Origin of the sequence: Aquibium sp. ELW1220, from assembly GCF_030398385.1 — a bacterium.
Lineage (GTDB): Bacteria > Pseudomonadota > Alphaproteobacteria > Rhizobiales > Rhizobiaceae > Aquibium.
Map to the genome: position 1 here is coordinate 26,053 of NZ_JAOAOQ010000005.1, position 25,480 is coordinate 51,532.

Annotated in this window: 24 protein-coding genes; 15 read left to right on the forward strand and 9 right to left on the reverse strand. The window is 68.3% G+C overall.

The features are described from left to right. The first annotated feature begins 11 nt into the window (after positions 1-11). From N1F91_RS06155 to N1F91_RS06205, 11 genes are all read left to right on the forward strand, one after another. On the forward strand, positions 12-1,811 hold the full coding sequence (locus tag N1F91_RS06155) for an adenine deaminase C-terminal domain-containing protein (RefSeq protein WP_289990875.1): 1,800 nt from the start codon (positions 12-14) through the stop codon (positions 1,809-1,811). Beyond that, on the forward strand, positions 1,811-2,731 hold the full coding sequence (locus N1F91_RS06160; RefSeq protein WP_289990876.1) for a LysR family transcriptional regulator: 921 nt from the start codon (positions 1,811-1,813) through the stop codon (positions 2,729-2,731). The genes N1F91_RS06155 and N1F91_RS06160 overlap by 1 nt, the downstream gene beginning before the upstream one ends. Before the next feature lie 93 nt (positions 2,732-2,824). Further along, the gene (locus N1F91_RS06165; RefSeq protein ID WP_289990877.1) at positions 2,825-3,325 is read left to right on the forward strand and encodes a thiamine pyrophosphate-binding protein; all 501 of its coding nucleotides are present in this window, start codon (positions 2,825-2,827) and stop codon (positions 3,323-3,325) included. Beyond that, the gene (locus N1F91_RS06170) at positions 3,322-3,930 is read left to right on the forward strand and encodes a thiamine pyrophosphate-dependent enzyme (RefSeq protein ID WP_289990878.1); all 609 of its coding nucleotides are present in this window, start codon (positions 3,322-3,324) and stop codon (positions 3,928-3,930) included. The genes N1F91_RS06165 and N1F91_RS06170 overlap by 4 nt, the downstream gene beginning before the upstream one ends. Before the next feature lie 15 nt (positions 3,931-3,945). Beyond that, complete coding sequence (locus N1F91_RS06175) at positions 3,946-5,508, forward strand: GMC family oxidoreductase N-terminal domain-containing protein (RefSeq protein ID WP_289990879.1); 1,563 nt, start codon at positions 3,946-3,948, stop codon at positions 5,506-5,508. A gap of 58 nt (positions 5,509-5,566) precedes the next feature. Then, a complete protein-coding gene (locus N1F91_RS06180; RefSeq protein WP_289990880.1) occupies positions 5,567-6,946 on the forward strand; it encodes an amidohydrolase in 1,380 nt (459 codons plus the stop codon). A gap of 14 nt (positions 6,947-6,960) precedes the next feature. After that, the gene (locus N1F91_RS06185) at positions 6,961-7,827 is read left to right on the forward strand and encodes an aromatic ring-hydroxylating dioxygenase subunit alpha (RefSeq protein WP_289990881.1); all 867 of its coding nucleotides are present in this window, start codon (positions 6,961-6,963) and stop codon (positions 7,825-7,827) included. Next, on the forward strand, positions 7,824-10,988 hold the full coding sequence (locus tag N1F91_RS06190; RefSeq protein ID WP_289990882.1) for a molybdopterin cofactor-binding domain-containing protein: 3,165 nt from the start codon (positions 7,824-7,826) through the stop codon (positions 10,986-10,988). Before N1F91_RS06185 ends, N1F91_RS06190 begins: the two co-directional genes overlap by 4 nt. After that, on the forward strand, positions 10,985-11,488 hold the full coding sequence (locus tag N1F91_RS06195) for a (2Fe-2S)-binding protein (RefSeq protein WP_289990883.1): 504 nt from the start codon (positions 10,985-10,987) through the stop codon (positions 11,486-11,488). Before N1F91_RS06190 ends, N1F91_RS06195 begins: the two co-directional genes overlap by 4 nt. Continuing rightward, complete coding sequence (locus N1F91_RS06200) at positions 11,485-12,987, forward strand: aldehyde dehydrogenase family protein (protein ID WP_289990884.1); 1,503 nt, start codon at positions 11,485-11,487, stop codon at positions 12,985-12,987. The genes N1F91_RS06195 and N1F91_RS06200 overlap by 4 nt, the downstream gene beginning before the upstream one ends. A 328-nt stretch (positions 12,988-13,315) precedes the next feature. Continuing rightward, the gene (locus N1F91_RS06205) at positions 13,316-13,519 is read left to right on the forward strand and encodes a hypothetical protein (protein ID WP_289990885.1); all 204 of its coding nucleotides are present in this window, start codon (positions 13,316-13,318) and stop codon (positions 13,517-13,519) included. 103 nt (positions 13,520-13,622) lie between these two features. Here N1F91_RS06205 and N1F91_RS06210 read toward each other — a convergent pair whose 3' ends face one another. Next, positions 13,623-14,444, reverse strand: a complete 822-nt coding sequence (locus tag N1F91_RS06210; RefSeq protein ID WP_289990886.1) for a universal stress protein — start codon at positions 14,442-14,444, stop codon at positions 13,623-13,625. A gap of 151 nt (positions 14,445-14,595) precedes the next feature. On the opposite strand from N1F91_RS06210, the gene N1F91_RS06215 reads away from it, so the two are divergent. Further along, positions 14,596-15,330 carry a GntR family transcriptional regulator gene (locus tag N1F91_RS06215; protein ID WP_289990887.1) on the forward strand — a complete coding sequence of 245 codons (735 nt, stop codon included), beginning with the start codon at positions 14,596-14,598 and terminating at the stop codon, positions 15,328-15,330. Positions 15,331-15,342: 12 nt separating this feature from the next. On the opposite strand, the gene N1F91_RS06220 is transcribed toward N1F91_RS06215, so the two are convergent. From N1F91_RS06220 to N1F91_RS06230, 3 genes are all read right to left on the reverse strand, one after another. After that, positions 15,343-16,932: a peptide chain release factor 3 gene (locus N1F91_RS06220; RefSeq protein ID WP_289990888.1), complete on the reverse strand. Its 1,590-nt coding sequence runs from the start codon at positions 16,930-16,932 to the stop codon at positions 15,343-15,345. Positions 16,933-17,068: 136 nt separating this feature from the next. Further along, a complete protein-coding gene (locus N1F91_RS06225; RefSeq protein ID WP_289990889.1) occupies positions 17,069-17,497 on the reverse strand; it encodes an SRPBCC domain-containing protein in 429 nt (142 codons plus the stop codon). Then, positions 17,494-17,826, reverse strand: coding sequence for a metalloregulator ArsR/SmtB family transcription factor (locus N1F91_RS06230; protein WP_289990890.1), 333 nt, complete (start codon positions 17,824-17,826; stop codon positions 17,494-17,496). Before N1F91_RS06230 ends, N1F91_RS06225 begins: the two co-directional genes overlap by 4 nt. Positions 17,827-18,055: 229 nt before the next feature. On the opposite strand from N1F91_RS06230, the gene N1F91_RS06235 reads away from it, so the two are divergent. Both N1F91_RS06235 and N1F91_RS06240 read left to right on the forward strand, forming a co-directional pair. Next, on the forward strand, positions 18,056-18,934 hold the full coding sequence (locus tag N1F91_RS06235) for an alpha/beta hydrolase (RefSeq protein WP_289990891.1): 879 nt from the start codon (positions 18,056-18,058) through the stop codon (positions 18,932-18,934). A 106-nt stretch (positions 18,935-19,040) separates the two neighbouring features. After that, complete coding sequence (locus N1F91_RS06240) at positions 19,041-20,483, forward strand: DUF6880 family protein (protein WP_289990892.1); 1,443 nt, start codon at positions 19,041-19,043, stop codon at positions 20,481-20,483. Positions 20,484-20,495: 12 nt separating this feature from the next. Here N1F91_RS06240 and N1F91_RS06245 read toward each other — a convergent pair whose 3' ends face one another. The 4 genes from N1F91_RS06245 to N1F91_RS06260 form a co-directional block, all read right to left on the reverse strand. Continuing rightward, entirely contained in the window at positions 20,496-21,293 is a 798-nt protein-coding gene (locus N1F91_RS06245) for an SDR family NAD(P)-dependent oxidoreductase (RefSeq protein WP_289990893.1), read from the reverse strand. A 128-nt stretch (positions 21,294-21,421) separates the two neighbouring features. Continuing rightward, positions 21,422-22,177, reverse strand: coding sequence for a pentapeptide repeat-containing protein (locus N1F91_RS06250; RefSeq protein ID WP_289990894.1), 756 nt, complete (start codon positions 22,175-22,177; stop codon positions 21,422-21,424). Positions 22,178-22,232: 55 nt separating this feature from the next. Then, positions 22,233-23,072: a class II glutamine amidotransferase gene (locus N1F91_RS06255; RefSeq protein WP_289990895.1), complete on the reverse strand. Its 840-nt coding sequence runs from the start codon at positions 23,070-23,072 to the stop codon at positions 22,233-22,235. 7 nt (positions 23,073-23,079) lie between these two features. Continuing rightward, complete coding sequence (locus tag N1F91_RS06260; protein WP_289990896.1) at positions 23,080-23,292, reverse strand: DUF6356 family protein; 213 nt, start codon at positions 23,290-23,292, stop codon at positions 23,080-23,082. A gap of 101 nt (positions 23,293-23,393) precedes the next feature. On the opposite strand from N1F91_RS06260, the gene N1F91_RS06265 reads away from it, so the two are divergent. Continuing rightward, the gene (locus N1F91_RS06265; RefSeq protein ID WP_289990897.1) at positions 23,394-23,864 is read left to right on the forward strand and encodes an Lrp/AsnC family transcriptional regulator; all 471 of its coding nucleotides are present in this window, start codon (positions 23,394-23,396) and stop codon (positions 23,862-23,864) included. A gap of 10 nt (positions 23,865-23,874) precedes the next feature. On the opposite strand, the gene N1F91_RS06270 is transcribed toward N1F91_RS06265, so the two are convergent. Next, entirely contained in the window at positions 23,875-25,410 is a 1,536-nt protein-coding gene (locus N1F91_RS06270; RefSeq protein ID WP_289990898.1) for a DHA2 family efflux MFS transporter permease subunit, read from the reverse strand. Positions 25,411-25,480: the final 70 nt, after the last annotated feature.

The window sequence follows — 25,480 nt, forward strand, 5'->3', positions numbered from 1 at the left end:
CGAGGATCACCATGGCTCCGCTCACCCGCTTCTCTGTCGCGCCGCTGCACATGATGACGCGGCACCTCGCCGCCGTCGCCTCCGGCCGCGCCGATCCGGACCTCGTCATCGCCGGGGCGCGCGTGCTGTCGACCTATTCCGAGCGCATCCTGCCCGACCGCGAGGTGTGGATCGCCGGCGGCCGCATCGCCGCCGTCAAGCCGGCGGGCAGCCACAAGGGCGGCGCGAAGCGCTACGACGCCAGGGGCGGCATCGTCGCGCCGGGTCTCGTCGACCCGCACATCCACATCGAATCCTCGATGGTGACGGCCTGCGCCTATGCCGAGGCCGCGCTGCTCAACGGCACGACCACGATCTTCTGCGACAGCCACGAGATCGGCAACGTGATGGACGTGGCGGGCGTCGAGGCGATGCTGGAGGATGCGCGCCAGGCGCCGCTGTCGATCTTCCTCACCGTGCCGTCCACCGTGCCCGCCACCTCTGCCGCACTGGAGACGGCTGGCGGCAACCTGACCGCAGACAAGATCGGCGCCCTGTTCGACAGATGGCCGGAGGCGCTGGCGCTGGGCGAGAAGATGGACTTCGTGCAGGTGGCGATGGGCGACGAGCGCAGCCATGCGATCCTCGCCGCGGCGCTGCAGCGCGGCCGCCCCGTCTCCGGCCACGTCTATGGTCGCGAATTCGTCTCCGCCTATGCCGCGTCCGGCGTCACCGACACGCACGAGGCGATCGACCGCGAGATCGCCGACGACATGCTGGAGGCCGGCATCTGGCTCTTCCTGCGCGGCGGGCCGCCGACCACGCCCTGGCACTCGCTGCCGCAGGCGATCCGCACGGTGACCGAGCTCGGCGCCTCGCACAAGCGCATCGCGGTCTGCACCGACGACCGCGACGCCGACGACCTGCTGCTGTTCGGGCAGGACTGGGTGGTGCGCGAGGCGATCAAGGCCGGCATGAGCCCCGAGCAGGCCTGGAGCATGGGCTCCCTGCACGGCGCGACCCGCTTCGGCGTCGAAGGCGAGGTGGGCGGCATGGGCGGCGGCCGGCGCGCCGACCTCGTGCTGCTCGACGATGGCATGAAGCCGGTGAGCACCTGGTATGGCGGCGAGCTGGTGGTGGAGAACCGCGCGATCACGCCGGTGCTCGATGCCGCGCTCTCCTCGCGCTATCGCTATCCGGAGGCCGCCTACCACACCGTCAAGCTGCCGAAAGAGATCAAGCTCGTGCCCGAACTGCCGACAGGCCCGGTCACGGTCAACGCCATCCGCACCGAGCTTCCAGGTATCACGCTCGGCCACGAGAAGATCGCGCTCGAGCCGGCGAACGACTGGCAGGCGCATTTCGAGCGGCACGGCCTGTGCTTCGTCACGGTGGTGGAGCGGCACGGCAAGTCGGACGGCAACGTAGCGCACGGGCTGCTCTCGAATTTCGGCCTGACGCGCGGCGCCGTCGCCTCCTCGGTCGGCCACGACAGCCACAACATCATCCTGGCCGGGGTGAGCGAGGCCGACATGCAGGTGGCACTGCGCGCACTGGAGGCGACGCAGGGGGGCGTCTGCGTGGTGGTCGACGGCGAAGTGACCGCGATGGTCGAACTGCCGATCGCCGGCCTGCTGTCCGAAAAGCGTGTCACCGAGGTGGCCGAGGAGGTCAAGCTGATGAAGACGCAGTGGGACGCGGCCGGCTGCACCATCCCCTACATGGGCTTCAACCTGATCCCGCTTTCGGTCATCCCCGAGATCCGCATCACCGACAAGGGCCTGGTGCTGGTGCCGCAGATGGAGATCGTGCCCCTGGTGGAACCGGCCTGATGGACCTCTTCCGCTCCGGGCTGGTCTCGCCGCGCCTGCATTACTTCCAGCTGGTGGCGCGGCTCGGCTCGGTGCGCCAGACGGCGCAGGTGCTCAACGTCGCGCCGTCCTCGATCAGCCGGGTGATCAAGGGTCTGGAGGACGAGATCGGCACGCCGCTCTTCGAGCGCGTGCGCCAGCGCCTGAAGCTGACGAGCGCCGGCGAACTGCTGCTCTACCACGCGCGGCTGAGCACGTCGGAACTGTCGCGCGCATGGTCGGAGATCAACGATCTGCGCGGGCTGAACCGCGGCGCGCTTTCGGTCGCCGTGGTGGAGAGCGCCGCGCGCGGGCTGATGCCCGATGCGCTGGAGGCCTTCTGGGCGAAGCACCCGCTGATCACCGTCGACGTCCGGGTGGCGAGTTCGCAGCAGGCCTGCGACGCGGTGGCCGACGGCGAATGCGACGCCGCCATCGCTTTCGACATCCGGGTGCCGCGCACGGTCCGCCGGCTGGCCGCGGCATCGCTGCCGGTCGGGGTCGTGGCTCATCCGTCGAGCCGTTTTGCGGGTCGGAAAGAACTGAAGCTGTTCGACCTCTCCGGCGAACAGGTGATCCTGTCTGATGCGAGCCTGGCGCTCGGGCTCTCGGTCAACGAGGCGATCAGCCGGGCGATCATCGATCTCACCCGCCGCACCCGCACCAACTCGATCGCCCTGATGGGCGATCTCGCCCGCCGCAACCTCGGCACCGCCCTGCAGACGCGGCTGGGCGTCGAGCGGGAACTCGCCGAAGGCAGCCTGATCTTCGTGCCGCTGCGCGATCCAAAGGTGCCGCCGCGCCGGCTGATGCTGCTCACCCGCGGCGAGCGCGAGATGTCGGAGGCAGCCTCCGCCTTCGCCGCCGTGCTCGCGCGTGCGGTCGAGCGGCTGGGGGAGTGAGATGTTGCGTTTGACGCACGGATACGCCGCAGAATCATCGTCTATGCACAACACCTCCACTTTGCCAATCTCGGAATCCACGGAGAGTACGAGATGAAGCAGAGCGCCGTCGACGCGGTGATCAGGGGGCTGAAGAGGGCGGGCGTGTCGATCGTCTGCTACCTGCCGGATTCGCTGTTCAAGGAACTCTATCCGGCGCTCGATGCCGATCCGGACATCCGCACGATCCGCGTCACCAACGAGGGCGAGGGCGCTGCGATCTGCGGCGGGGTCTTCCTGTCGGGCAAGCGCGCGGCGCTGGTCATGGAAAACTCCGGCCTGCGCGCGTCCGTCGAGCCGCTCGCCCGCATGGGTCTCGGCGCCGGCATCCCGGTCGTCATGCTGATGAGCTATCGCGGCGAGCTCGGCGAGAACAACTGGTGGGCCATTCCCCACGGCATCACCATGGAGCCGGTGCTCGACGCGCTGCGCATTCCCTACCGGGTGGTGCGCGAGGAGGAGGCCATCGAGCGCGCGATCGTCGATGCCTATGCCTGGTCCTACGCCTCCTACTACCATTCCGCGATCGCGCTCGGCGGGGAGTTGGTGCGATGAAACGCTATGACTGCATGACGGCGCTCGGCGCGCGCCTGAAGGACGAACTGGTGATCCTGTCGCTCGGCGGTTCGGTCGACGAGTGGTACAACGCCGCCCCGCACATGCGCGCGGCGAGCCTGTTCCAGCAGCAGCTCGGCTGCGTCACGCCGCAGGCCTTCGGGCTGGCGGCGGGCCTGCCGCACAGGCGCATCGTCTCGCTCGACACCGATGGCGGCCTGCTGTTCAATCTCGGCATCCTCGCCACGCTCGGCAACGAGCAGCCGAGGAACCTGTTCATCGTGGTCTGGGACAACGAGCGCTACCAGTCGATCGGCGGCCCGCCGACCCACACCGCCTTCGGCCGTGTCGACCTCGCCGCCATCGCCCGCGGGGCCGGCGTCGAGCAAGCCTATACGGTGCGCACCGTCGAGGAGTTCGACGCCCATTGCGAGGCCGGGCTGAAGGCCGACGTGCCCTACATCGTGGTCGCCAAGGTCGACGGCATCCTGCAGCCCGGCATCAAGCGCAAGCATTCCGACGGCCGCGAGGACAAGTACATCTTCGTGCGTCATGTCGAAGCGACGGAGGGCATCGTCATCATGGGCCCGAGCGAGCACAATTGACGGGCGGGCGATGACATGACCGCCCTTCCCGCCCTCCCGCAAAGGCCGCTCGCCCGGGGCTACGACGTGATCGTCGTCGGCTCCGGCTCCGGCGGCGCGGCGGTGACGCGGCGGCTGGTGGATGCGGGCGTCGAGGTGCTGCTGATCGAGGCGGGGCCGGCGGGCATCGGCATTCCCGAGATCGAGGACCCGGCGCAGTGGGTGCCGCTGATGCGCAGCCGCTGGGACTGGGGCTACGACTATGCGCCGGCGCCGCATGTCGACGGCCGCGTCATCGGCATCCCGCGCGGAAAAGTGCTGGGCGGGTCGACGGCGATCAACGCGATGATGTGGTATCGCGGCCATCCGATGGACTACGACGCCTGGGCGGAGGCCGGAGCGGCGGGCTGGAGCTTCGCCGACTGCCTGCCCTGGTTCCGGCGCTGCGAGGACTGGGAGGACGGCGAGACCGCGTTTCGGGGCGCGGGCGGCCCGCTGCGCATCGAGCGTGCCGCCGAGATGCACCCGGTGGCGCAGGCGCTGATCGACGGCGCGACCGCCATCGGCATCCCGGTGATCGACGATCCGAACGGCCCCGACAACGAAGGCGCCACGCGCTCCAACTTCAACATCGCCGGCGGCCGGCGCTGGAGTTCGGCGACTGGCTATTTGTGGCCGATCCTCGACCGGCCGAACCTCAGCGTGATCACCGACTCGCTCGCCGTCTCCCTGATCGTGGAAGACGGCCGCATCGCCGGGGTGCGGCACCTGGTCGCCGGCCGGACGGTGGAGACCCGAGCGCATCAGCGCGTGGTGCTGGCGGCTGGCGCGATCGACACACCGCGGCTGCTGATGCTGTCCGGTATAGGCGATCCGGCCGAACTCGCCCGCCTCGGCCTTCCCGTCGTCCATGCGTTGCCGGGCGTGGGGCAGAACCTGCAGGACCACCCGCTGGCGCAGGCCTGCGTCGTCCGGTCGAAACTGCCGCTCGGGCCGGTCACCGGCAATGGCGGCGGCTCGATGGTGAACTGGAAGTCGCGCTCCGGCCTGCCGCAGGCCGACGTGCACGCCTTTCCCGTGCAGGGCAACAGCGCCGAGCCGCCGCTGCGCGACCGCTACGACCTGTCGGGCGACGTCTTCTCCTTCGGCTTCGGGCTGATGCGATCGAAGAGCGTCGGTCATCTGCGCCTGCTGGACGGCTGCCCCGGCGGGGCGCTGGAGATCCAGCCGAACTATCTGGCCGAGGCCGAGGATCGCGAGGCGATGCTCGCCGCCTTCGAGCAGGTGATGGACATGGCCGCCGCACCGGTCAACGCGCATCTCTTCGACGGTTTCGCCGCACCCGACCGGCGGCTCTCCCGCGCCGAGGCCGGGATATTCCTCAAGGACGCCTGCTCGACCTTCTTCCACACCTGCGGCACCTGCCGGATGGGCGAGGACGATCTCGCCGTGGTCGACAGCAGGCTTTCGCTGCGCGGCCTCGACGGCCTGATCGTGGCGGACGCCTCGGTCATCCCGGTCATTCCCACCTGCAACACCCATGCGCCGACCACGATGATCGGCGAGCGTGCGGCAAATTTCGTGCTGGGGCTGGCATGAGGCTTGCTTTTTCCCATACTGGCCGGCGCAGCGCCGGCAAAACCGAGGACCGACGCTCATGACGCAGGCACTCATCCTGGCAGCCGATGCGCTGCTCACCATGGATGCGCAGAACGGCGTCGTCGTCGGCGGCGCGGTGCTGGTCGAGGATGGGCGCATCGCGGCCGTCGGCACGCGCGACGCGCTCGTCGCGGCCCATCCGCATGTCGCGGTCAAGGCGCTGCCGAACACGGTGCTGATGCCCGGCCTCGTCAACGCGCATGCTCATTCCGGCTTACTGCGCGGCACGGCCGAGCACCTGCCGGTGTGGGACTGGCTGACGCTGCACATCAATCCCATGCACCGCATGCTGCAGCCGCACGAGGCCGAGGCCGCGTCCTGGCTCTGCTATGCCGAATCCGTGCTCGGCGGCACGACCACCGTGGTCGACATGTGGCGCTACATGGACGGCAGCGCCAAGGCCGCCGAGGCGATCGGCAACCGGCTGGTCGCGGTGCCCTATGTCGGCGAGCACCCGGACTACGACTATTTCGACACGCTCGACATGAACGAGGCGCTGATCGAGGGCTGGCACCGCAAGGCGGGCGGGCGCGTCAACGTCTGGGTCGGGCTGGAGCACCTCTTCTATGCCGACGACGCCGCGCAGCGGCGCGCGGTGGAGATGGCGAAGCGCCACGGCACCGGATTCCACACCCATTGCAGCGAGGCCGAGATCGAACTGGCCGAGTTCCAGAAGCGCTACGGCAAGCGGCCGATGTTCGTGCTCGACGATCTCGGCTTCTTCGACACGCCGCGCGCGATGATCGCCCATGCCGTCTGGCTCGACCAGGCGGAGGTGGAGCTGATCGCGAAGCGGCCGGTCTCGGTGGCGCACAATCCCGTCTCAAACATGAAGCTCGCCAGCGGCATCGCCCCCATCGCCGAGATGCTGGCGGCGGGCGTGCCGGTCGGCATCGGCACCGACGGCGAGAAGGAGAACAACAATTTCGACATGTTCGAGGAAATGAAGGTGGCCTCGCTGCTCGGCAAGCTGAAGCATCTCGACGCCGCGGCGATGGACAGCTGGCAGGTGCTGCGCATGGCCACGATCCTCGGCGCGAAGGCCGTCGGTCTGGACCATGAGATCGGCTCGATCGAGGTCGGCAAGCGCGCCGACATCATCGCCGTGCGCACCGACACGCCGCGCATGACGCCTTTCTTCCCCGACGGGCCCTACTTCAACCTGCAGCACAACCTCGTCCACGCCGTGCGCGGCGGCGACGTGTCGATGACCATGGTCGACGGCCATATCCTCGTCGAGGACGGCGCGCTGAAGACTGCCTCGATGGCCGACATCCTGGCTGAAATCCACGCGGTCGCCCCTGGCCTCTTCGCCCGCCGCGCCGCCTGGCTCGCCGAGCACGCCGACGGCACCAGGCAGTGGACCAAGGAGAGCTGAACGGGAGACCGATCATGAAGACCACCGACAGGGCAGCCCTCGACGATTGGTACGCCGTGGAGACGGCGGTAGACCTGACCGCGACGGAAGTGCGCACGCGCCTGCTCGGCCAGCACATCGAGCTGTACCGCGATGCCGACGGCGAGCCGGTGATCCGCGAGATCCTCGTCGATGGCGGCCGCGGCCCGGCGCTGCCGGTGCAGGAGCGCTACGGTTGTGTCTTCACCACGCTCGGGCGGCCGAACCGCGGCATCGTCGAGATCGCCGAGGCGGACGAGCCGGACCGCCGCTACGTGCCCTGCGGCTGGGTGACGATGCGCGCGTCCGGCCTGCGCGTGGTCGAGAACTTTCTCGACATGGCGCATTTCCCCTTCGTCCACACCGACATCCTGGGCGCCGAGCCGCACACCGAGGTGCCGCACTATCTGAGCGAGATCCGCCGCGACGTCGACGAGGTCTGGGCGACGAACTGCACCTTCTTCCAGCCGCGCATCGTCGCCACCGCGGACAAGGGCGACTTCGTGCACCTGACCTACCGGGTGCCGAGCCCCTTCGTGGTCATGCTCTACCGCGTCTGCCCGACGGCGCCCGACCGGCTCGACGCCATCGCGCTGTTCATCCAGCCGCTGGAGGAGGACCTCTGCCGCGCCCAGCCGGTGATGTATCTCGTCGATTCCGTCTCCACCCACACCGCACTGCTGCGCTTCGAGCAGGTGATCTTCCTGCAGGACCGGATCATCGTGGAGAACCAGCGCCCGCTGCTCCTGCCGCTCGAGCCGCGGGCGGAGATCCCGACCCGGGCCGACTCCTCCTCCATCGCGTATCGGCGCTGGCTGAAGGAGAAGGGCCTCCGCTTCGGCACCACGGCGGGCGCGGCGTGACGGTCACCGTCCGCCCCTCGCCCGGCCTGCGCCGCCCGCGCACAGCGCAGGAGGCGCTTGTGATGGCGGCAAAACCGGGCGCGCGCTTCGTGTCCGGCGGCACCGCGCTGCAACTCGACTGGGCGCGCGGCGAGGAGCGGCCGGCGCGGCTCGTCGACCTGGGCGGCATCGCCGCGCTGCGCGGCGTATCATTGGATGGCGGGCGCCTGCGCATCGGTGCGCTCACCTCGCTCGCCGCCCTTTTGCGGGACCCCCAGGTGGGCGCCGGCCTGCCCCTGCTGCACGCGGCGCTGCAAACGACCGCCGGCCCGGCGGTGCGCACGCTCGCCACCATCGGCGGCAACGTCGCCGGCGGGACGGGCTGCCTGATCCCGGCGCTGCTGGCGCTCGACGCCACCGCGGTCGTCGCGACGGAGGAGGGGCAAACCGTGCTGCCGCTCGCCTCGTGGCTGCGACGAGACCGCGCGTCGCCGCAGCTGCTGGAAGCCTTGCTGGTGCCGGTGCAGAGCGCCGAGGCGCGCTGGACCTGGCGCAAGGTCGGCCTGCGCGCCGCCTTCACGCCCGGCGTCATCTCGGCCGCTGGCCTGCTCGACATCCGCGACGAACGGGTGGCCAGCGCCCGGCTCGCCGTCGGCAGCGGCGTCGTCGCGCCGGCGCGGCTCTCCGGCGCCGAGGCGATGCTGGCCGGTGCGCCGCTGGGCTCGATCGACTGGACCGCGCTGCATGCGCTGCTGGTGATCGAAATCGCGGCATCCGACGACTCTTTCCGGAGCGGCCGCTACCGCAGGATCGTCGCCGCCAACGCGCTGGTGCACGGGCTCGGCGGGCGCCCGCCGGGCAGGTTTGCCGCGCACAACCGTCAGCATTCACTTACCGACGTTGCGGCTCCGGACGAAGTCCTGCTCATGCGCGACAGCGCCGGCGAACGTTGGCACGTCAGGCCGGACGGACCGGGCAAAATCGCCGGCCGGCTCGAATACCTGACCGACCGGCGCGAAGCGGGCATGCTGGTCGGCCGCATCAAGCGCGCCGGCATGCCGCATGCCCGCATCGTCTCGATCGACACCGCCGCCGCCGAGGCCCTGCCGGGCGTCGCCGCCGTGGTGACGCATCGCGACATTGCCGGGCAGAACGCCTTCGGCATCGTCGTGCAGGACCAGCCGGCCTTCTGCTTCGACAAGGTGCGTCATCGCGGCGACGCGGTTGCCGCGGTCGCCGCGGTCGACGCCGAGACCGCGGCGCGGGCGCTCGACCTGATCGAGGTGGTCTACGAGCCACTGCCGCTGGTCGAAGACCCCGAGGCCGCGCTGGCCGAGGACGCGCCGCGCGTCCATGACGGCGGCAACCTGCGAACCGAGCTCGGCCTGACGCACGGCGACGTCGAGGCGGGGTTTGGCGCGGCGGCCCACATTGTGGAGGACGTCTACGTGACGCCCCGCCAGATGCACGGCTTCATGGAGACCGAGGGTGGTCATGCGCGGGTCGAGCCCGACGGTACGCTTTTCGTCGCGGCCGGCGGCCAGCATGGCGGCCGCGACCGCATGCAGCTCGCCCGCATCCTCGGCCGGCCGGAGGAGACGATCCGCGTCGTTACCTCGCCGACCGGCGGCGCCTTCGGCGGCAAGGACGAGCTGACGGTGCAGCCGGCGCTTGCGCTGCTCGCGCTGAAAAGCGGCAAGCCGGTGCGCCTCCAGCTCGACCGCGCCGAGAGCGTGCTCGCCGGCCAGAAGCGCAACCCGATGACGATCCGCATGCGCACCGGCTGCGATGCCGAAGGGCGGCTGGTAGCGCAGGAGGTCGAGGTGCTGGCCGACGCGGGCGCCTATGCCTCGCTCGGTCCCGGCGTGCTCGAGACCGCGCTCGAACATGCCTGCGGGCCCTATCTTGTAGAAAACGTCCGCACCCGCGGCCGGCTTGCCTATACCAACAACGGCGTCTGCGGCGCCTTCCGCGGCTTCGGCGCCAACCAGATGACCTATGCCGTCGAATGCCAGCTGGACCGGCTGGCGGTGGCGGCCGGCCTCCATCCTTTCGCGATCCGCGCGCTGAACCTGCGCCGGCCCGGCATGAAGGGCTATCTCGGCCAGACCGTCTCGGGCTCCGAACGGCTCGACGAGATGCTGGCCGCGGCGATGGCCGATCCGCTCTGGACGAAGCCGCGCGGGCTGTCGCAGGACGGGTCGGAGATCCTCGGTACCGGCTGGGCGCTCGCCTACCAGGGCAACGGCCTCGGCACCCTGCCGCCCGATCCGGCCGGCGGCGCGCTGCGGCTCGCGCCCGACGGGGCGATCGAGGCGCTCTACGGGCTCGACGAGATGGGCCAGGGCCTGCTTGCCTCCATCCAGGGCGCAGTGGCGCAGGCACTGGGCTGCGCACGCGCCGACGTGCGGCCGGTGACGGGCGATACGGGCGCGGCGCCCGACTCCGGCTCCACCACGGCGAGCCGCGGCACCTATGTCGTCTGGCGCGTCGCCGAAACGACCGCGAAGCCGCTGGCGCAAGCGCTCTGCACTGCCGCGGGCCGGCTGCTCGGGCGCGAGGCGGCGTCGCTCGTCGTTGTGCCCGGCGGCATCGCCGAGCGCGGATCGAACAGCGGCGATCTCGCGATCTCCTTCGCCGATCTCGCCCGCGCCCTGCCGGCCGACGAGCTGCCATTCGCCGCCACCAGCTTCGAGTTCCCGAAGTCGGACGTCTTCACCGGCAATGCCCGGCTGATATTCGCATTCGGCGCCACGCTGGCACGCGTGGCGGTGAGCCGCATTACCGGGCAGTTGCGCGTGCTCGACCTGAACCAGCATACCGCGGCGGGCCCGATGCTCGACCTCGCCGCCTATCTCGGCCAGCTCGAAGGCGGCGGCGTGCAGGCGCTCGGCTTCACGCTGACCGAGGATGCGCTGATGCGCGAGGGCGGCCACCTGGCGGCCAATCTCGACGGCTACATGCTGCCCTCGATCGGCGATGCGCCGCTGGCAATGGCGAGTTTTGCGCTCGAGGATCTCGATCCCGGAGATCCTTTCGGTCCCCGCGGCACAGGCGAGCTCGGCCTGGCCGCGGTGTCGCCCGCCATCGCCAACGCCGTAGCCGACGCGACCGGCCACTGGCCGGCGATGGCGCCCCTCGACCCCGAATGGATGCTCGACAGGCTGGGAGGCGCGGCATGAGCGGTCTCGACGGCATCGCCGTCTCCTTCCGGCTGAACGGCGAGGAGCGCAGCCTGATGGCCGCCGCGGACCGACGGCTGATCGACGTCCTGCGCGACGACATGGTCCTGACCGGCGCCAAGGAGGGCTGCGGCGTCGGCCGCTGCGGCGCCTGCACTGTGCTGCTCGACGGCGAGCCGGCCAATGCCTGCCTGCTGATGCTCTGGCAGTTCGAAGGCCGCGACGTCGTCACGCCCGAGGGGCTCGACGCGGAAACAGACGCTGCGATCCTGCGGGAAGCTCTCGCGGCGGAAAACGCTTTCCAGTGCGGTTACTGCGCGCCGGGTTTCGTGATGGCTCTTCTTTCGCTGCTGCGCCGCAATCCCGATGCGAACGAGGCCGACATCCGCGCCGGGCTCGAAGGCAACATCTGCCGCTGCACCGGTTATCATTCGATCCTGCGCGGCGCGCGCGCCGCCGCCGAGGCGCTTCGCCCCGCACGGGCCGGAGACCATCCATGAGCATCCATGTCAAGCCAGCGCAGCCTGGTGAGGCCGCGCGAGCCTTCCTCGGCCGCCCCGACAAGCAGATCCTGATCGGCGGTACCTGGCGCGGCGCGTCGGACGGCGCGCGCTTCGAGACTTTCGATCCGGCAAACGGCGCGCTCTTGGCACGGCTGGCGCAAGGAACCGAGGCGGACGCGGACGATGCCGTCGCCGCCGCCCGCGCTGCCTTCGAGAGCGATGCTTGGCGCGGCATGACCCCATCCTCGCGCGGCAAGCTGCTCTGGCGCATCGCCGACCTCATCGACCGTCATGCCGACGAACTTGCGGAACTCGAAACGCTCGACCAGGGCAAGCCTTTGAAGACGGCGCGATTCGGCGAAGTACCGGCATCGGCCGAGCAGTTCCGGTATTTCGCCGGCTACGCGACGAAGATCCTGGGTTCGACGATCCCCACGTCGATCGCGCATCAACCGGCCGGCCGGAAGATATTCGCCTACACCAGCCGCGAGGCGATCGGCGTCGTCGCCGCCATCACGCCCTGGAACTCGCCGCTGCTGATGGCCGCCATGAAGCTCGCCCCCGCGCTGGCCGCAGGCTGCACCGTCGTGCTCAAGCCCGCCGAGGAAACCTCGCTGACGGCGCTGCGGCTGGGCGAACTCCTGGTCGAGGCCGGCCTCCCGGCGGGCGTCGTCAACATCGTCACCGGCCTAGGCGAGACCGTCGGTGCGGCGCTGACGGCCCATCCCGGGGTCGACAAGGTCGCCTTCACCGGCTCGACCGAGGTCGGCAAGCTCATCGTGGGGGCGGCGCGCGGCAACCTGAAGAAGCTGACGCTGGAACTGGGCGGCAAGTCACCGGCCATCGTTCTGCGGGACGCAGAGATGGAACTCGCCATTCCCGGCATAGCGCGTGGCATCTTCGCCAATGCCGGCCAGGTCTGCGTCGCCGGCTCGCGCGTCTATGCGCATCGGTCGGTGTTCGAGAGGCTGGTCGAGGGTCTGGGGAACGAAGCAGCGTCGCTGCGTCTCGGCCACGGCCTGCATGCCGACACCGACCTCGGGCCTCTCGTCAGCGCCGGCCAGGCCTCGCGCGTCGCCGCCTATGTCGAGGAGGGTTCGGCGGAGGGCGCGGAGATCGTCGCAGGCGGCGTCCGTGACGGCGCCTTCTTCACACCGACGGTGGTCACTGGCGCGACGCCTGCGATGCGGATGATGCGCGAAGAAATCTTCGGGCCGGTCGTCGCCGTCACGCCCTTCGAGAGCGTGGAGGAAGCGCTGGCGCTGGCCAACGACACGCCCTACGGGTTGGCGGCCAGCGTCTGGACGTGCGACCTTTCCGCCGCACACCGCACCGCTGCCAGCATCCGCGCAGGTACGGTCTGGATCAACTGCCACTCCTACTTCTCACCCGAACTGCCGAAGGGCGGCCACAAACAATCCGGCTGGGGATACGAGAACGGCGCGCAGGGTCTCGACAACTATCTCGAGACGAAGACCGTCTGCGCTTTGATGTGACATCTTCACCCGCGTCGGCGACCGCCTTCGATTTTCGGACCGAAGTCCAGCGTCTGCGGCGGGGAAATGGCGTCTTTCGTTGAGCCTATACGGACCCGCTTCCTTCGTGTCCTTCAGCGGGGGGACCGTTGCTCTGCCATTGGCCGGCGGATCGACCATTTCATTCAATGAAATCCGAGCCGGAATGGTCGGTGAGGCCGTCCCGTGAAAAAGACGGGCACACACCCGCCTTTACATGACGCTGCGTCAACGTTCCTGAAAGGCTTCTGTACTATACCGGACGTCACCAGCAGGGCAGGGGCCTAGTGTGGCGATGGGTAGAGCGGACATGATGACCTTGCAACCGGCCGTCCTCGAAGACGTCCTCGACTCACTGGAAGCGGAACTGGCGAGCTTCAGCAACCCGGACATCCCGATCGGGGCATCGCAGGCCAGCCGACCCGTCCACGGCGAATTGCCAGTCTGCGCCAATGACGACCTGCCGGACGAGTCCTCCACCCATTTCGTCATCGCCGCCTATCGGGCCTGCTGAAACGGAGCCTCGGCCGCGGCGGACCGCGTCCGGCTCGCGGCAGCCTCGTGAAGCGCCCATGGCGCAGCGGGCGCTTCATCCAGTCACGGACCGGACGGCAGCGTCAGTTCGAGAACAGCCGGTTGGTCGAACTCGCCTCGATCAGGCGCCGTGTCACGCCGCCGAAGGCCCATTCGCGCAGCCGGCTGTGACCGTATCCACCGGATACGACGAGGTCGGCGCCCATCTCGAAAGCGGTCGTCGAGAGCGTGTCGCCGAATTCCTCGTCGGCGGGCATGAGACATTCCGAGCGCGCTTTCACGCCATGCGCCGCGAGGAATGCTACGACATCGGCGAGGCTCTCGCGCGCGTGCGCCCGGTCGTCTTCCTCGACGGTCACGACATTCACCTCGTGTGCCGTCTTCAGGAAGGGCAGTGAGTCGACCACCGCACGCCTCGCCTCCCGCGTATCCTTCCAGGCCACGAGCAGACGGTCGCCCTTCAAAGCCGCCTGATTCCTCGTCGTGACGAGAACCGGCCGGCCGGCGGACAGGATAAGCGCACCCAGATCGACGGCGCGGTAGCCGTCGCGTCCCTGATGTTCGTCGCGGGGGCCGGCGACGATCAGGTCGGCCAGTCGCGCCAGTTCCGTCAGGCTACGGGTCGGATCGCCGACCATTCCGCGGAAGGAGGAGTCGATACCGGCCATCTCCGCGAAGACGCGCGCGATCTCGTCGAGGCGCGCCTGGATTTCCTCGGTCTCGCGCCGGATCAGTTCACCGGCCACGATTGCCCCGTCCATGGGAGCGACGGCCGGATGCGGCTGCGCGGCGCAATAGCCGATCAGCGCCGCATCGAAGCGGCGCGCGATTTCCTTGGCGAAGCGGATGCGCGGCTCGGTCGCGCCGTCGATGTCAATCTGGACGAGAATGCTGCGGTAGCTCATGGGAATCTCCTTCCGGTTTGGCGCGAGAGGAGCACCGGGGGGACGTCTTCACATTGACACCGGTCAAACGTCCCGCGCCGGGCAGGATCGGGGCAAATGGCGTTCGCGGGATCGGTGGTGTATACATTCCGCGTCTGAACGAGGGGACACGATGGACCAGTCGGCCAACACGCACGCCACAAGGGCGCTCATCGAGCTGCGCAAGAAGATCATTTCGGGCGACCTGCCGGGGGGCATGCGTCTGTTCGAAGTGCCGCTGGCAGAGGACCTGAAGATCTCGCGCACGCCGGTCCGCGAAGCCATGTCGAGGCTGGCTGAGGAAGGCCTGCTCGACCGCGTTCGCGGCGGCGGCTTCATCGTCCGCTCCTTCGCCATGTCGGACGTGATCGACGCCATCGAACTGCGCGGCGTGATGGAAGGCACCGCGGCGCGGCTCGCGGCCGAACGCGGCGTCGAGCCGGAGGCGCTCGCCAGCATCACCGAGTGCGTGCGGCTGCTGGATGCCTGCTTCGGCGCCGGGCCGGGCCAAGTCGACTTCGACGCCTACGAGATGCTCAACGCCCGCTTCCACCGCGAACTTGCCGCGCTCTGCGGCAGCGAGACCGTGCGCCGCGAGGTCGAGCGCGCCTCGCGCCTGCCCTTTGCCTCGCCGTCCGCCTTCCTGCCCAACCGCGCCGACATCGACGCCTTCCGCCGTTCGCTGACCGGTGCGCAGGAGCAGCATCGCGCCATCGTGTCGGCGATCGCCGGACGCGAGGGCTGCCGCGCCGAGGCGCTGGCGCGGGAGCACGCCCGCACGGCCCGCCACAATCTCGAATACATCCTGGTGAAGGACCGCAGCCTGATCAAGCGCGTCCCGGGCCTGGCGCTGGTGGTCGCAGGCTGAGGCCAGAAGGCCTCATGCCGCGTCGCGCACCTGGTAATCCTTGATCGCTGCGAAGCGGATCTGCTTCCAGCGGTCGGCCTCGTAATTGAGCCCGAACTCGTGCGGGGCGAGGAACACCGGATCGTTGTCGAGATCGCGCGCGATGTCGCCGCGATGGCTCTCGACGAAGCGCTCGAGCTCCGCCTTCGTGTCGGCCGAGATCCAGCGGCACACGGAGAAGCGCGCCATCTCGAACTCGACGGGCAGCCCGTATTCGGCGTTGAGCCGCTCCTTCAGCACGTCGATCTGCAGCGCGCCGACGACGCCGACGATGGCCGGTGATCCGTCTTCGGGCGAAAACAGCTGCACGACGCCCTCCTCGGCCATCTGCTGCAGCGCGTCCTTCAGCTTCTTGGCCTTCATGGGATCGCCGAGCCGGACACGGCGCAGGATCTCGGGCGCGAAATTCGGCACGCCTCGGAACAGGAACTCCTCGCCTTCCGTCAGCGTATCGCCGATCCTGAGCGTGCCGTGGTTGGGGATGCCCACCACGTCGCCCGCATAGGCCTCGTCCGCGGTGATGCGCGAGCGGGCGAAGAAGAACTGCGGCGCCGAGAGGCTCATGGGCTTGCCTGTGCGCACGAGCTTCGCCTTCATGCCGCGCTTCAGTTCGCCGGAGCAGACCCGGACGAAGGCGATACGGTCGCGGTGGTTGGGATCCATGTTGGCCTGGATCTTGAAGACGAAGGCACTCATCGCAGGTTCGGTGGCCTCCACCGTGCGCGTGTCCGCTTCCTGCGCCCGCGGCGGCGGCGCCCAGTCGCCCAGCGCCTCGATCAGGTCGCGCACGCCGAAATTGCGCAGGGCGGAGCCGAAGAAGACCGGGGTCAGGTGGCCCTCGCGGAAGGCGGCGAGGTCGAAGGGCCGGCAGGCTTCGCGGGCGAGCTCCAGCTCCTCGATGAAGGTCTCGCGCTCGTTCTCCGGAAGCAGGCCGGCGACCCGGTTGGAGTCGGGGCCGTTTACCTTTGTGCGCTCCGCTTCTGCGTCGCCATGGCGGATGGCGTTCTGGGCCAGGTGGTAGGTGCCGGAGAAGGTCTTGCCCTGGCCGATCGGCCAGGTGACGGGCGCTGTGTCGAGCGCCAGCTTTTCCTCGATCTCGTCAAGGATCTCGAAGGTGTTGCGCGCTTCGCGGTCCATCTTGTTGACGAAGGTCACGATCGGAATGTCGCGCAGGCGGCAGACCTCGAACAGCTTCAACGTCCGCGGCTCGATACCCTTGGCAGCGTCGATCACCATGACGGCGCTGTCGACCGCCGAGAGCGTGCGATAGGTGTCGTCGGCGAAATCCTCGTGGCCGGGCGTGTCGAGCAGGTTGAAGACGTTGTCGCCATACTCGAACGTCATCACCGAGGTGACGACCGAGATGCCGCGCTCGCGCTCGATCTTCATCCAGTCGGAGCGGGTCTGGATCTTGTCCTTCTTGGCCTTCACCTCGCCGGCGAGCTGGATCGCGCCGCCGAACAGGAGCAGCTTTTCGGTCAGCGTGGTCTTGCCGGCGTCCGGGTGCGCGATGATCGCGAAGGTGCGGCGGCGCGCGACCGCCTGTTCGATGCTGTCTGCCATGGATGACGATGTCCGTTGATGCGCGGGCTTATAGCGGCGCAGCACCGGGGTGTCGAACGGGAATTTCCGGCTTCGGTTGGCCGGGGCCAGCCAGACCGCCGTCCCGAAGGGCGGCGACAGGCGCGACGATCCCGCTTCAGTTCAGGCTACCCTCGACATGGTCGAGAATGGCGGACCATCCTTCCTCGTGACCCCGGCGCGATCCTTCGCTGTGGAACTTCACCTGGTGAAGCGTAATCTCCGTCATGCCCGGGGTCGGCTCGGCAAGGTCGAGCGTCACGACGCTGCCTTCGGGCGAATGCGGGGACTCCCAAGTAAAGGCGATGCGGGAATGCGGGTCGATTTCGAGATAGGTGCCGGTGTGCGGTACCTCCCGGTCGACTGTCGCCATCACGATCAGGAACTTGCCGCCCTTTACGGCATCCGTTTCGACCCTGGGGGCGGCGAGCCCGTCCCTGGCCGTGCGCATGAACATCGCGAGCTTGGCCGGCGTCAGCCACGCCTCGAAGATCTTTTCACGTGGCGCGGCGATCGTCCGTTTCACCGTCAGTTCCAGTTCGTTCATCGGTCGTCCTCCGACAGGATCATTTGTTCCAGCGCCGAAAGACGCAGGTCCCAGATCGATTTGAGCTCCGCAAACCAGGCTTCGGTCCGCGTCAGCGGTTCCAGTTCGGCGGCAATGAAATGCTCGCGGCCCAAGGTTCGTCGCGTCACCAGTCCCGCCTCCTCCAGCACCTTGATGTGCTTGGAGACGGCATTCAGCGACATCTCGAAATGGCTCGCGAGCGATGTCACCCGCAGGGCACCTTCCTGCACGAGAAGCGTCAGGATCCTGCGCCGCGTGGTGTCTCCGGCGGCCTTGAGAATCCGTGAAAGGCGCTCGTCGTCGTCCATTCATTCACCCATAAGGTTGAATATACTGTATATCGTCAATAGTCAACTATTCGGATGAATAATATCACGGCGCGCTTTGGGCAACGACGGCCCTTCGATGGAAGGGCGAAACACCCGATGCCGTTTGCACCTTTACGTCTCCGCCCGATCGGGACACAGTCCGCAGCGCAGCGCAGCGCAGCGCCGCGCCCTTGCCAGCGGCACCGTTGACCCACCGGAGAATCCGCACATGCTCGTCCGCCTCGTCCTGACCGCCGCCTTTTTCTGCGCTCCCGCGCTCGCCTCGGCCGCGGAGGAGCGCGTGACCTTCTCGGTCGAGGGCATGACCGTCGTCGGCACGCTGAATATGCCCGATGGCGTCGAGAACCCGCCGGCGGTCCTGCTCCTGCACGGCTTCACCGGCAGCCGCGACGAGCTGGAAATCCCCGCGGCGAAGGAAGGCATCTATGCCCGCGCCGCGCGCGTGTGGGCAGCCGACGGCATCGCCAGCCTGCGGATCGACTACCGCTTCAATGGCGACAGCGACGGCGAATTCGCCGACTCGACGATTCAGGCGCATGTGGCCGATGGCCTGGCTGCGCTCGACTGGCTGGCGCGGAGCGGCCGCGTCGACGCCAGCCGTCTTGGCCTGGTTGGCTGGAGCATGGGCGGTGCGGTCGGGGCCGCGGTTGCGGCGCGCGCCACGCACAGCCTCGACGCCGTCGCGCTGTGGGCGCCCGGCACCAACATGGCTTCGGCAATCGCGCTGATGTTCGGGGCGGACAAGTTCAAGGAGGGGCTGGCCTCGGGCGGGAAGCCCGTGACGGTAACGTTGCCCTGGGGCGCGGAGATCGCCCTGAAGTCTGGCTTCTTCGAAAGCCTCTACGCCATCGATCCGGTAGCCGAAATCACCCGCTACGCGGGTCCGCTCTTCGTCGCCGTCGGCACGAAGGACGACGTGGTCTATCCGCAGCCGGTCTCGGGCCAGATCCTGCTCGACTATCACACCGGTGACGAAGAACTCTTCGTGCGCGACATGGACCATGTCTTCAATGCCTTCACGGGCGTCGAGCAGGTGGACGAACTGATCACCGCCACCGGCGGCTTCATCAAGAAGAACATGGACTGAGGATTCCGGGAAAGAAAGGACCAACGGCGGAGCCTGCTTTCTCCGCTCCTTCCGGATCTTGCGTTTGATCCCGACTCTTCCGTCGAAAAACTACCAGGTGCGATCGATGGCATCCAGAACAACACTCACCGCAAAGAACCTAGAAGCGTTCGGCGCAGCCCGCCTGGCCGCGCTCCTCATGGACGTCGCGAACGGAGACGCGGCCCTGAAGCGGCGCCTTCGCTTCGAGCTTGCCGCCGACAACCCCGCGGAACTGGCAAAGCAGATCCGCAAGCGTCTCGCCACGCTCTCTTCCACGCGTTCCTTCGTCGACGGGAACAAGATGCGCGCTCTCGTCGCCGATCTCGACACGCAACGCGCTGCGATCGTCGAGAAGCTGGGAACGGCCGACCCCGCCGAGGCGATGGATCTCCTGTGGACGTTCATGGCTCTGGCCGACCCGATCTACGAGCGCTGCGACGACAGCAACGGCTCCGTCTCCTCGATCTTCCACCAGGCCTGCGTGGACCTCGGTCGCCTCGCGACGGAGGCGAAGCCGGATCCTGTCGCCTTCGCCGACCGCATCTACGAGGCTCTGATCGTCAATCACTACGGACAGTTCGACGCCCTGATCAACGTTTGCGCCGCGGCTCTCGGCGCACCGGGCCTGAATCATCTGAAGCAACGCATGCACGCCCTGTCGAACCAGCCGGTGGTGAAGCCGCCTGCCAAGGAACGCGTCAAGATCGGCTGGTCGATGTCGGGACCGATCTATGCCGATGAGATCGAAGAGAGCGGCCGAAAAAGCACCGTGCGCCTGGCGCTCCTGACGATTGCCGAAATCCAAAACGACGTCGACGCCTACAACGGACTGCACGACGAGAAGGAGCGGCGTGACCCGCGGATCGCTGCCGAGATCGCCCGGCGTTATCTGGCAGCGGGTCGAGCCGGGGAGGCCCTGGCCGCGCTCGACGCCGCCGATCGCCCGAAGCGGCAGGACCGGGACTGGCCGGACTTCGGGTGGGAAGATGCCCGCATCGACGTTCTCGATGCCCTCGGGCGAAGCGGGGAGGCTCAGGCGGCGCGATGGTCCTGCTTCGAACGTTCGCTCTCGGTGCCACATCTGCGCGCCTATCTGAAGCGACTGCCCGATTTCGAGGATTTCGAAGCCGAGCAGCGCGCCTTCGACCACGCCGACCGCTATCCACACATCCGGATGACGCTCTGGTTCTTCTGCGCCTGGCCGGCCCTCGACCGTGCGGCGAAACTCGTGACGGCACGGGTCGCAGAGCTCGACGGCAATGATTACGACATCCTGACGCCGGCCGCCGAAGCGCTCGCCGCGAAGCAGCCGCTTGCAGCGACGCTCGCCTTGCGGGCCATGATCGACTTCACGCTCACCAATGGACGTTCCTCCCGCTACGGCCATGCAGCGCGCCACCTGAAGGAATGCGAGAGCCTCATTTCAACGGTCGGCGACTACCAGCCCTTCGAGTCGCACGAGGCCTATGTGAAGCGCCTGAAGGGGGTGCATGGGCGAAAGCACGGCTTCTGGAGCGCGCTACGCTGAATCGCCGGCGGCTTAACGGTCGTCGCCCCGAGCCTGGTCGCGGTTGATCTGAGCCAGGGCCGTGTCCGGGGTGATCCGTGCGGCGGCTGCGCGCAGCTTGTTCGCCGTTCCGCTCACCACCTGCGCCGAACCTTTCATCAGCGCGTCATAGGCTTCCTTCGCCACGTCGGCTGGATCGTCCTTGGCGCCCTGGGCGATGTTGGTGTCTTCCATGTCGGCGCTCTCAAAGAAGTCGGTCTCGGTTGCGCCCGGCATCAGGATGGTCACCGTCACCGGGTCGTCCTCCAGCTCGTTGCGGATCGCAAGGCCGAACGAGCGCAGGAAAGCCTTCGTGGCGGCATAGATGGCCATGAAAGGTCCGGGCGACAGCGACACCAGCGACGATGTGATGAGGATGCGCCCTTCGCCGCGGGCCAGCATGTCGCGCAGCACGAGCTTGACGAGGTGCACCTGGCCGGAAACGTTGAGCTGGATGGCAGCCAGTTCATCATCGAGGTCGGTCTCGGAAAACTTGCCTGCAACGCCGCCGCCGGCGTTCGCCGCCAACACGGCGACAGGACGTCCGCCGAGCGCGTGGTACAGCCGGTCGACGCCCTCCCGGGTCGCGAGATCGGCGACCGCTGCCTCGAAGCGGCCTGCCGGAACCTCTCCTTCCAGACGAATGCGGGCCTCCTCAAGCTTGTCGCGCCCGTCCGCGGCCATCACCACGTCGTGCCCGTTCAGGCCGAACTGGCGAGCCAGTTCATAGCCGATGCCACTCGAGGCGCCGGTGACGAGGGCCAGGGGTCTTCCGGTATTCGCTGATGGCATGACGGGTCTCCTTCGGGTCGTCTCGCAAACGACCGGGCAGACGTCATGTTCCCCCTTTGGCGCAGCCACAAAAACGTGAAGTCTCCTGCCTGATCGGCGAGGCGGGGCGCTCGTGACGGCGAAGCGGCTCAGTCGAAGGTGCAGGGCCAGGATGACGGCGTGGCCAGGCCGTCCGGCAGCCTTGTCCGGGCGTCTCCGCAGGCGAGGTCGACCTGCTCCTGGGCAAGACCCGTGGCGGTCGAGAGGTCGACCCCCTCGATCCGCGTCAGGAACATGAACGCTCCGGCGAAGTCGGCCGGAGCGTCGACGATGGCGCCAGTGAACTGGGCGCGCGAGAGATTGGCGTAGGCGAACCGTGCACCGCCGATCGAAGCGCCTTCGAAATCCGCACGTCCGAGTTCGGCCTTCTCGAAATCGGCATTGGTGAGCTCGGCGCCCTTGAAGTCGGCCCGCTGCAGTTCCGCGCTGGAGAAAGTGGTGCCGGGCGCGACGATGCCGGCAAAGCTCGTGCGGTAGGCTTCGACGCGGGAAAAGTCGCTGCCCGTCGCGTCCGCGCCGGCGAGGGAGGAGCGGACCAGCGTCGCCTTCTGCAGTTTCGCGCTGGTCAGCGTCGTCGACCGCAGATCGGTCATCGACAGGTCCGTTCCCGTCAGATTGGCGCCCGAAAGGTCGGCACCGCGAATCACGATGTTGCTCTTGTTGCAGTCGGTCCAGTCGGCACCGGGTGCCGGCTGGCTGCGGCAGTCGGCCGCCGGCGCAGGCGTGGTGGTGAAGGCGAGAGCGGGCAGGACCGCCAGGACGACCAGGGGCAGGATGACGGGAATGTTCGCTAGACCGCAGGCACCGGGCCGGCGGGCACTGGGAAGGGTGTCCGGTGTCGACATGGTCATGGCTCCGGTTCCGGCAGGCGCCGGAGGTTCCGGGCGCGTCGGCTCGTTCTTACACCGAACGGCGTCGCTGCGGAAGCAGGGCGCCCGCCGGTTGGACCAGCAGCGCGAGCGGGGTCTGCTCGGCGGTGAAGGGGACGACGGTGAGGCTGTCGCGCGTCGCGGTCACGAAGCTGCCCGAAGGGATCGCTTGCCATTCGGCGCAGGCCCGGTCGAAGGGCTCCGACACCAGGCAGCGTCCGCCGGCATGGAACGGCGCCGTGTAGAGCGTCGGCGCATGGGCGTCGGTAGCGAAGCGGACAGCATGCAGCCGGCAGCCGTCCGAGAAGGCGGCGGTCAGGCGGATGACGGGCTCGATGCCGGTCCGCGCAGCCGCCTCGCGTACGGAGGCGACGGCGCGCCGCGTGGCTCCCAGCGGATCGACGTCGAGGCCGGCCTCCACCATCAGCAGGAAGAACAGCTCGGAATCCGTGGAGCCTTCCAGCGCGGCATAGGCCTCGTCAGACAGGCTTGATTCGAGGTGCCGGCGCAGCCGCTCGAACCCGCCGATGTGACCATTGTGCATGAAGGACCAGCGACCGTGCACGAAGGGATGGCAGTTTGCGCGGCTGGTGGCGCCGTCGGTCGCGGCGCGGACATGGGCGAGGAACAGGCCGGATCGGATCTGACGGCAAAGGCTCTTGAGATTGGGGTCCGAACAGGCCGGCAGGATGTCGCGGTAGAGGCCGGGCTCCGGCCGCTCACCGTACCAGGCGAGCCCGAAGCCGTCGCCATTGATCGCCGTCTTGGCCTCCTGCGCGCTGTGGCTCTGGGCGATCAGCGAATGGCACGGAGCGGTGACGATCTCCTCGAGATAGAGCTCCTCGCCCAGATAGGCGGCCCAGCGGCCCATCGTCGGTCTACTTTCGTCTGTCGATCCGCTGGTGAAGCTCGCGGACGATTCGGCTCGCCGTAGTTTCGAAGAGGAAGGGTAAGAAAGCGTGAACGAGCGCCGCCCCGCCGGCCAGGAGCAGGCGCGAGGCGAACCAGGCGGCGAAGGCCATATGGCCGAGATAGCTCTCCCCGACGGTTGCCGGGTGCGCGGTGAAGATGTGGGCAAAGCGGGTCGACATGGGTCCTCCGTGCAGCGACGCTCATCTTCTATCCCACGGTGCCGGCGCGTTCGTCCCAATCTGCCATTGCATTTCCCAATTGATTGGGAAAAAATCCCATCATGGCGCAAGACATAGATACGATCGACCGACGAATCCTCGCCGAGCTGCAGGTCGACGCCTCGCTGTCGGTCGAGCAGCTCGCCGAGCGCGTCCACCTGTCTCGCAACGCCTGCTGGCGGCGGGTGAAGCTCCTGGAGGAGCGCGGCGTGATCCGCGCCCGCGTCGCGCTGGTCGACCCCGAGAAGCTCGGCTTCGGCCTCTCGGTGTTCATCCTGGTGCGCACCTCGCGCCACGAGCCGGACTGGCTGAAGCAGTTCCGCGACGCTGTCGTCTCGCTGCCGGAGATCACCGGAGTCTACCGCATGTCGGGCGACCTCGACTATGTGCTGCGCGCCCGCGTCGCCGACATGAAGGCCTATGACCGGCTCTACCAGCGCCTGATCGCGAAAGTGCCGCTCAGCGACGTCTCGGCCTCCTTTGTCATGGAGGAGATCCGCGACACTACCGAGCTGCCCGTGCTGCTGCGCTGACCGCGCCCGTTCAGTCCATGTGGGCTGCGGCAGGCGCGCCAGCGGCTCCGGCGGCGGGCGGCTTGCGCAGGAAGACCACGAGCGGGATGGCGCAGAGCGTGACGATCATCATCAGCTTGAAGTCGTCGATATAGGCGATCATCAGCGCCTGCGCGTTGACCAGCCGGTCGACCTGGGCGAGGGCCGCGGGATTGCCGGCGGCGGCCGCGGGGTAGAGGGCGCCGAGCACCGGGTTGAACGGGTTGATGGCGGCCGACAGCTCGACATGGTTGATCTGGACGTTGCGCGTCAGCATCACGGTCACGATCGAGATGCCGATCGAGGAGCCGATGTTGCGCACGAGGCTGAACAGGCTCGCCGCGTCGGTGCGCTGGTGCGGCGCGAGCGTCGCGAAGGCGACGGTGGAGAGCGGCACGAAGACCAGCCCGAGCCCCAGCCCCTGGATCACGCCCGACAGGATCACGAGATGGTCGTCCATCTGGGGCGAGAACTGCGTCATGTCGTGCAGCGACCAGGCCGTCAGCGCCAGTCCGGTCACCACCAGCAGTCGCGCATCGACCACCCGCACCAGCCGCCCGACGAGGACCATCGAGATCATGGTGCCGACGCCGCGCGGCGCCATCACCAGCCCGGTCAGGATGGTGGAGTGGTTGAAGAGGTTCGACAGCATCGGCGGCAGCAGCGCCAGGCTGGCGAGCAGGATGATGCCGACCACGAAGATGAAGACCAGCCCGGCCACGAAGTTGCGGTCGGTGAAGATTGCCGGGTCGATGAAGGTCTCGCGGCCGGTCATCAGGTGGATGGCGAAGACCCAGAAGCCGGTGATGGCCAAACCGAGTTCGATCCAGATTTCGGGCGAGGAGAACCAGTCCACCTCGCCGCCGCGGTCGAGCATCAGCTGCAGCGCGCCGACGCCGAGCGCCAGCATGGCGAAGCCGAAGAAGTCGAAGCGGCGCAGCCGCTGCGCGATGCGCGGCAGGTAGGCGGCGCAGCCGAGGAAGGCGACGATGCCGACCGGCAGGTTGATGAAGAACACCCAGCGCCAGTCCAGCGTCTCGGTCAGCCAGCCGCCCAGCGTCGGGCCGATGATCGGGCCGACCATGATGCCGGCGCCCCACATCGCCATCGCCGAGCCGTGCCGCTCCTTCGGGTTGATGTCGAGCAGGAAAGTCTGCGACAGCGGCACGATAGCCGCGCCGAACAGGCCCTGCAGCAGGCGGAAGAACACCATGGATTCGAGGTTCCACGACAGTCCGCAGGCCATCGAGGTGACGGTGAAGCCGACGATCGAGGTGAGGAAGAGTTCGCGCCGGCCGATCCGGTCCGCCAGCCAGCCGGTCACCGGCGTCATGATCGCGGCGGCGACGATGTAGGAGGTGAGCACCCAGGTGATCGTGTCCTGGCTGGCGCCGAGGTCGCCGGTCATGGTGGGCAGCGCCACGTTGGCAATGGTGGTGTCGAGCACCTGCATGATCGTCGCCAGCATGATCGACAGCGTGATCAGGCCGCGATGCGGGACCTCGGTGAAATGCGTGCTCATGGCCATGTCTTTCCCGGCCGCGCCGCGCCTCCTGCCGCCGTGGGGCGGCGGCGGGATCGCGGGCCGGCCGTGCCCG

What these genes read in the sequence shown, in the direction of transcription:
- N1F91_RS06155 (WP_289990875.1), top strand. Translation starts at nt 12, where the DNA reads ATGGCTCCGCTCACCCGCTTCTCTGTCGCGCCGCTGCACATGATGACG.
- N1F91_RS06160 (WP_289990876.1), top strand. Translation starts at nt 1,811, where the DNA reads ATGGACCTCTTCCGCTCCGGGCTGGTCTCGCCGCGCCTGCATTACTTC.
- N1F91_RS06165 (WP_289990877.1), top strand. Translation starts at nt 2,825, where the DNA reads ATGAAGCAGAGCGCCGTCGACGCGGTGATCAGGGGGCTGAAGAGGGCG.
- N1F91_RS06170 (WP_289990878.1), top strand. Translation starts at nt 3,322, where the DNA reads ATGAAACGCTATGACTGCATGACGGCGCTCGGCGCGCGCCTGAAGGAC.
- N1F91_RS06175 (WP_289990879.1), top strand. Translation starts at nt 3,946, where the DNA reads ATGACCGCCCTTCCCGCCCTCCCGCAAAGGCCGCTCGCCCGGGGCTAC.
- N1F91_RS06180 (WP_289990880.1), top strand. Translation starts at nt 5,567, where the DNA reads ATGACGCAGGCACTCATCCTGGCAGCCGATGCGCTGCTCACCATGGAT.
- N1F91_RS06185 (WP_289990881.1), top strand. Translation starts at nt 6,961, where the DNA reads ATGAAGACCACCGACAGGGCAGCCCTCGACGATTGGTACGCCGTGGAG.
- N1F91_RS06195 (WP_289990883.1), top strand. Translation starts at nt 10,985, where the DNA reads ATGAGCGGTCTCGACGGCATCGCCGTCTCCTTCCGGCTGAACGGCGAG.
- N1F91_RS06200 (WP_289990884.1), top strand. Translation starts at nt 11,485, where the DNA reads ATGAGCATCCATGTCAAGCCAGCGCAGCCTGGTGAGGCCGCGCGAGCC.
- N1F91_RS06205 (WP_289990885.1), top strand. Translation starts at nt 13,316, where the DNA reads ATGATGACCTTGCAACCGGCCGTCCTCGAAGACGTCCTCGACTCACTG.
- N1F91_RS06210 (WP_289990886.1), bottom strand. Translation starts at nt 14,444, where the DNA reads ATGAGCTACCGCAGCATTCTCGTCCAGATTGACATCGACGGCGCGACC.
- N1F91_RS06215 (WP_289990887.1), top strand. Translation starts at nt 14,596, where the DNA reads ATGGACCAGTCGGCCAACACGCACGCCACAAGGGCGCTCATCGAGCTG.
- N1F91_RS06220 (WP_289990888.1), bottom strand. Translation starts at nt 16,932, where the DNA reads ATGGCAGACAGCATCGAACAGGCGGTCGCGCGCCGCCGCACCTTCGCG.
- N1F91_RS06225 (WP_289990889.1), bottom strand. Translation starts at nt 17,497, where the DNA reads ATGAACGAACTGGAACTGACGGTGAAACGGACGATCGCCGCGCCACGT.
- N1F91_RS06230 (WP_289990890.1), bottom strand. Translation starts at nt 17,826, where the DNA reads ATGGACGACGACGAGCGCCTTTCACGGATTCTCAAGGCCGCCGGAGAC.
- N1F91_RS06235 (WP_289990891.1), top strand. Translation starts at nt 18,056, where the DNA reads ATGCTCGTCCGCCTCGTCCTGACCGCCGCCTTTTTCTGCGCTCCCGCG.
- N1F91_RS06240 (WP_289990892.1), top strand. Translation starts at nt 19,041, where the DNA reads ATGGCATCCAGAACAACACTCACCGCAAAGAACCTAGAAGCGTTCGGC.
- N1F91_RS06245 (WP_289990893.1), bottom strand. Translation starts at nt 21,293, where the DNA reads ATGCCATCAGCGAATACCGGAAGACCCCTGGCCCTCGTCACCGGCGCC.
- N1F91_RS06250 (WP_289990894.1), bottom strand. Translation starts at nt 22,177, where the DNA reads ATGTCGACACCGGACACCCTTCCCAGTGCCCGCCGGCCCGGTGCCTGC.
- N1F91_RS06255 (WP_289990895.1), bottom strand. Translation starts at nt 23,072, where the DNA reads ATGGGCCGCTGGGCCGCCTATCTGGGCGAGGAGCTCTATCTCGAGGAG.
- N1F91_RS06260 (WP_289990896.1), bottom strand. Translation starts at nt 23,292, where the DNA reads ATGTCGACCCGCTTTGCCCACATCTTCACCGCGCACCCGGCAACCGTC.
- N1F91_RS06265 (WP_289990897.1), top strand. Translation starts at nt 23,394, where the DNA reads ATGGCGCAAGACATAGATACGATCGACCGACGAATCCTCGCCGAGCTG.
- N1F91_RS06270 (WP_289990898.1), bottom strand. Translation starts at nt 25,410, where the DNA reads ATGGCCATGAGCACGCATTTCACCGAGGTCCCGCATCGCGGCCTGATC.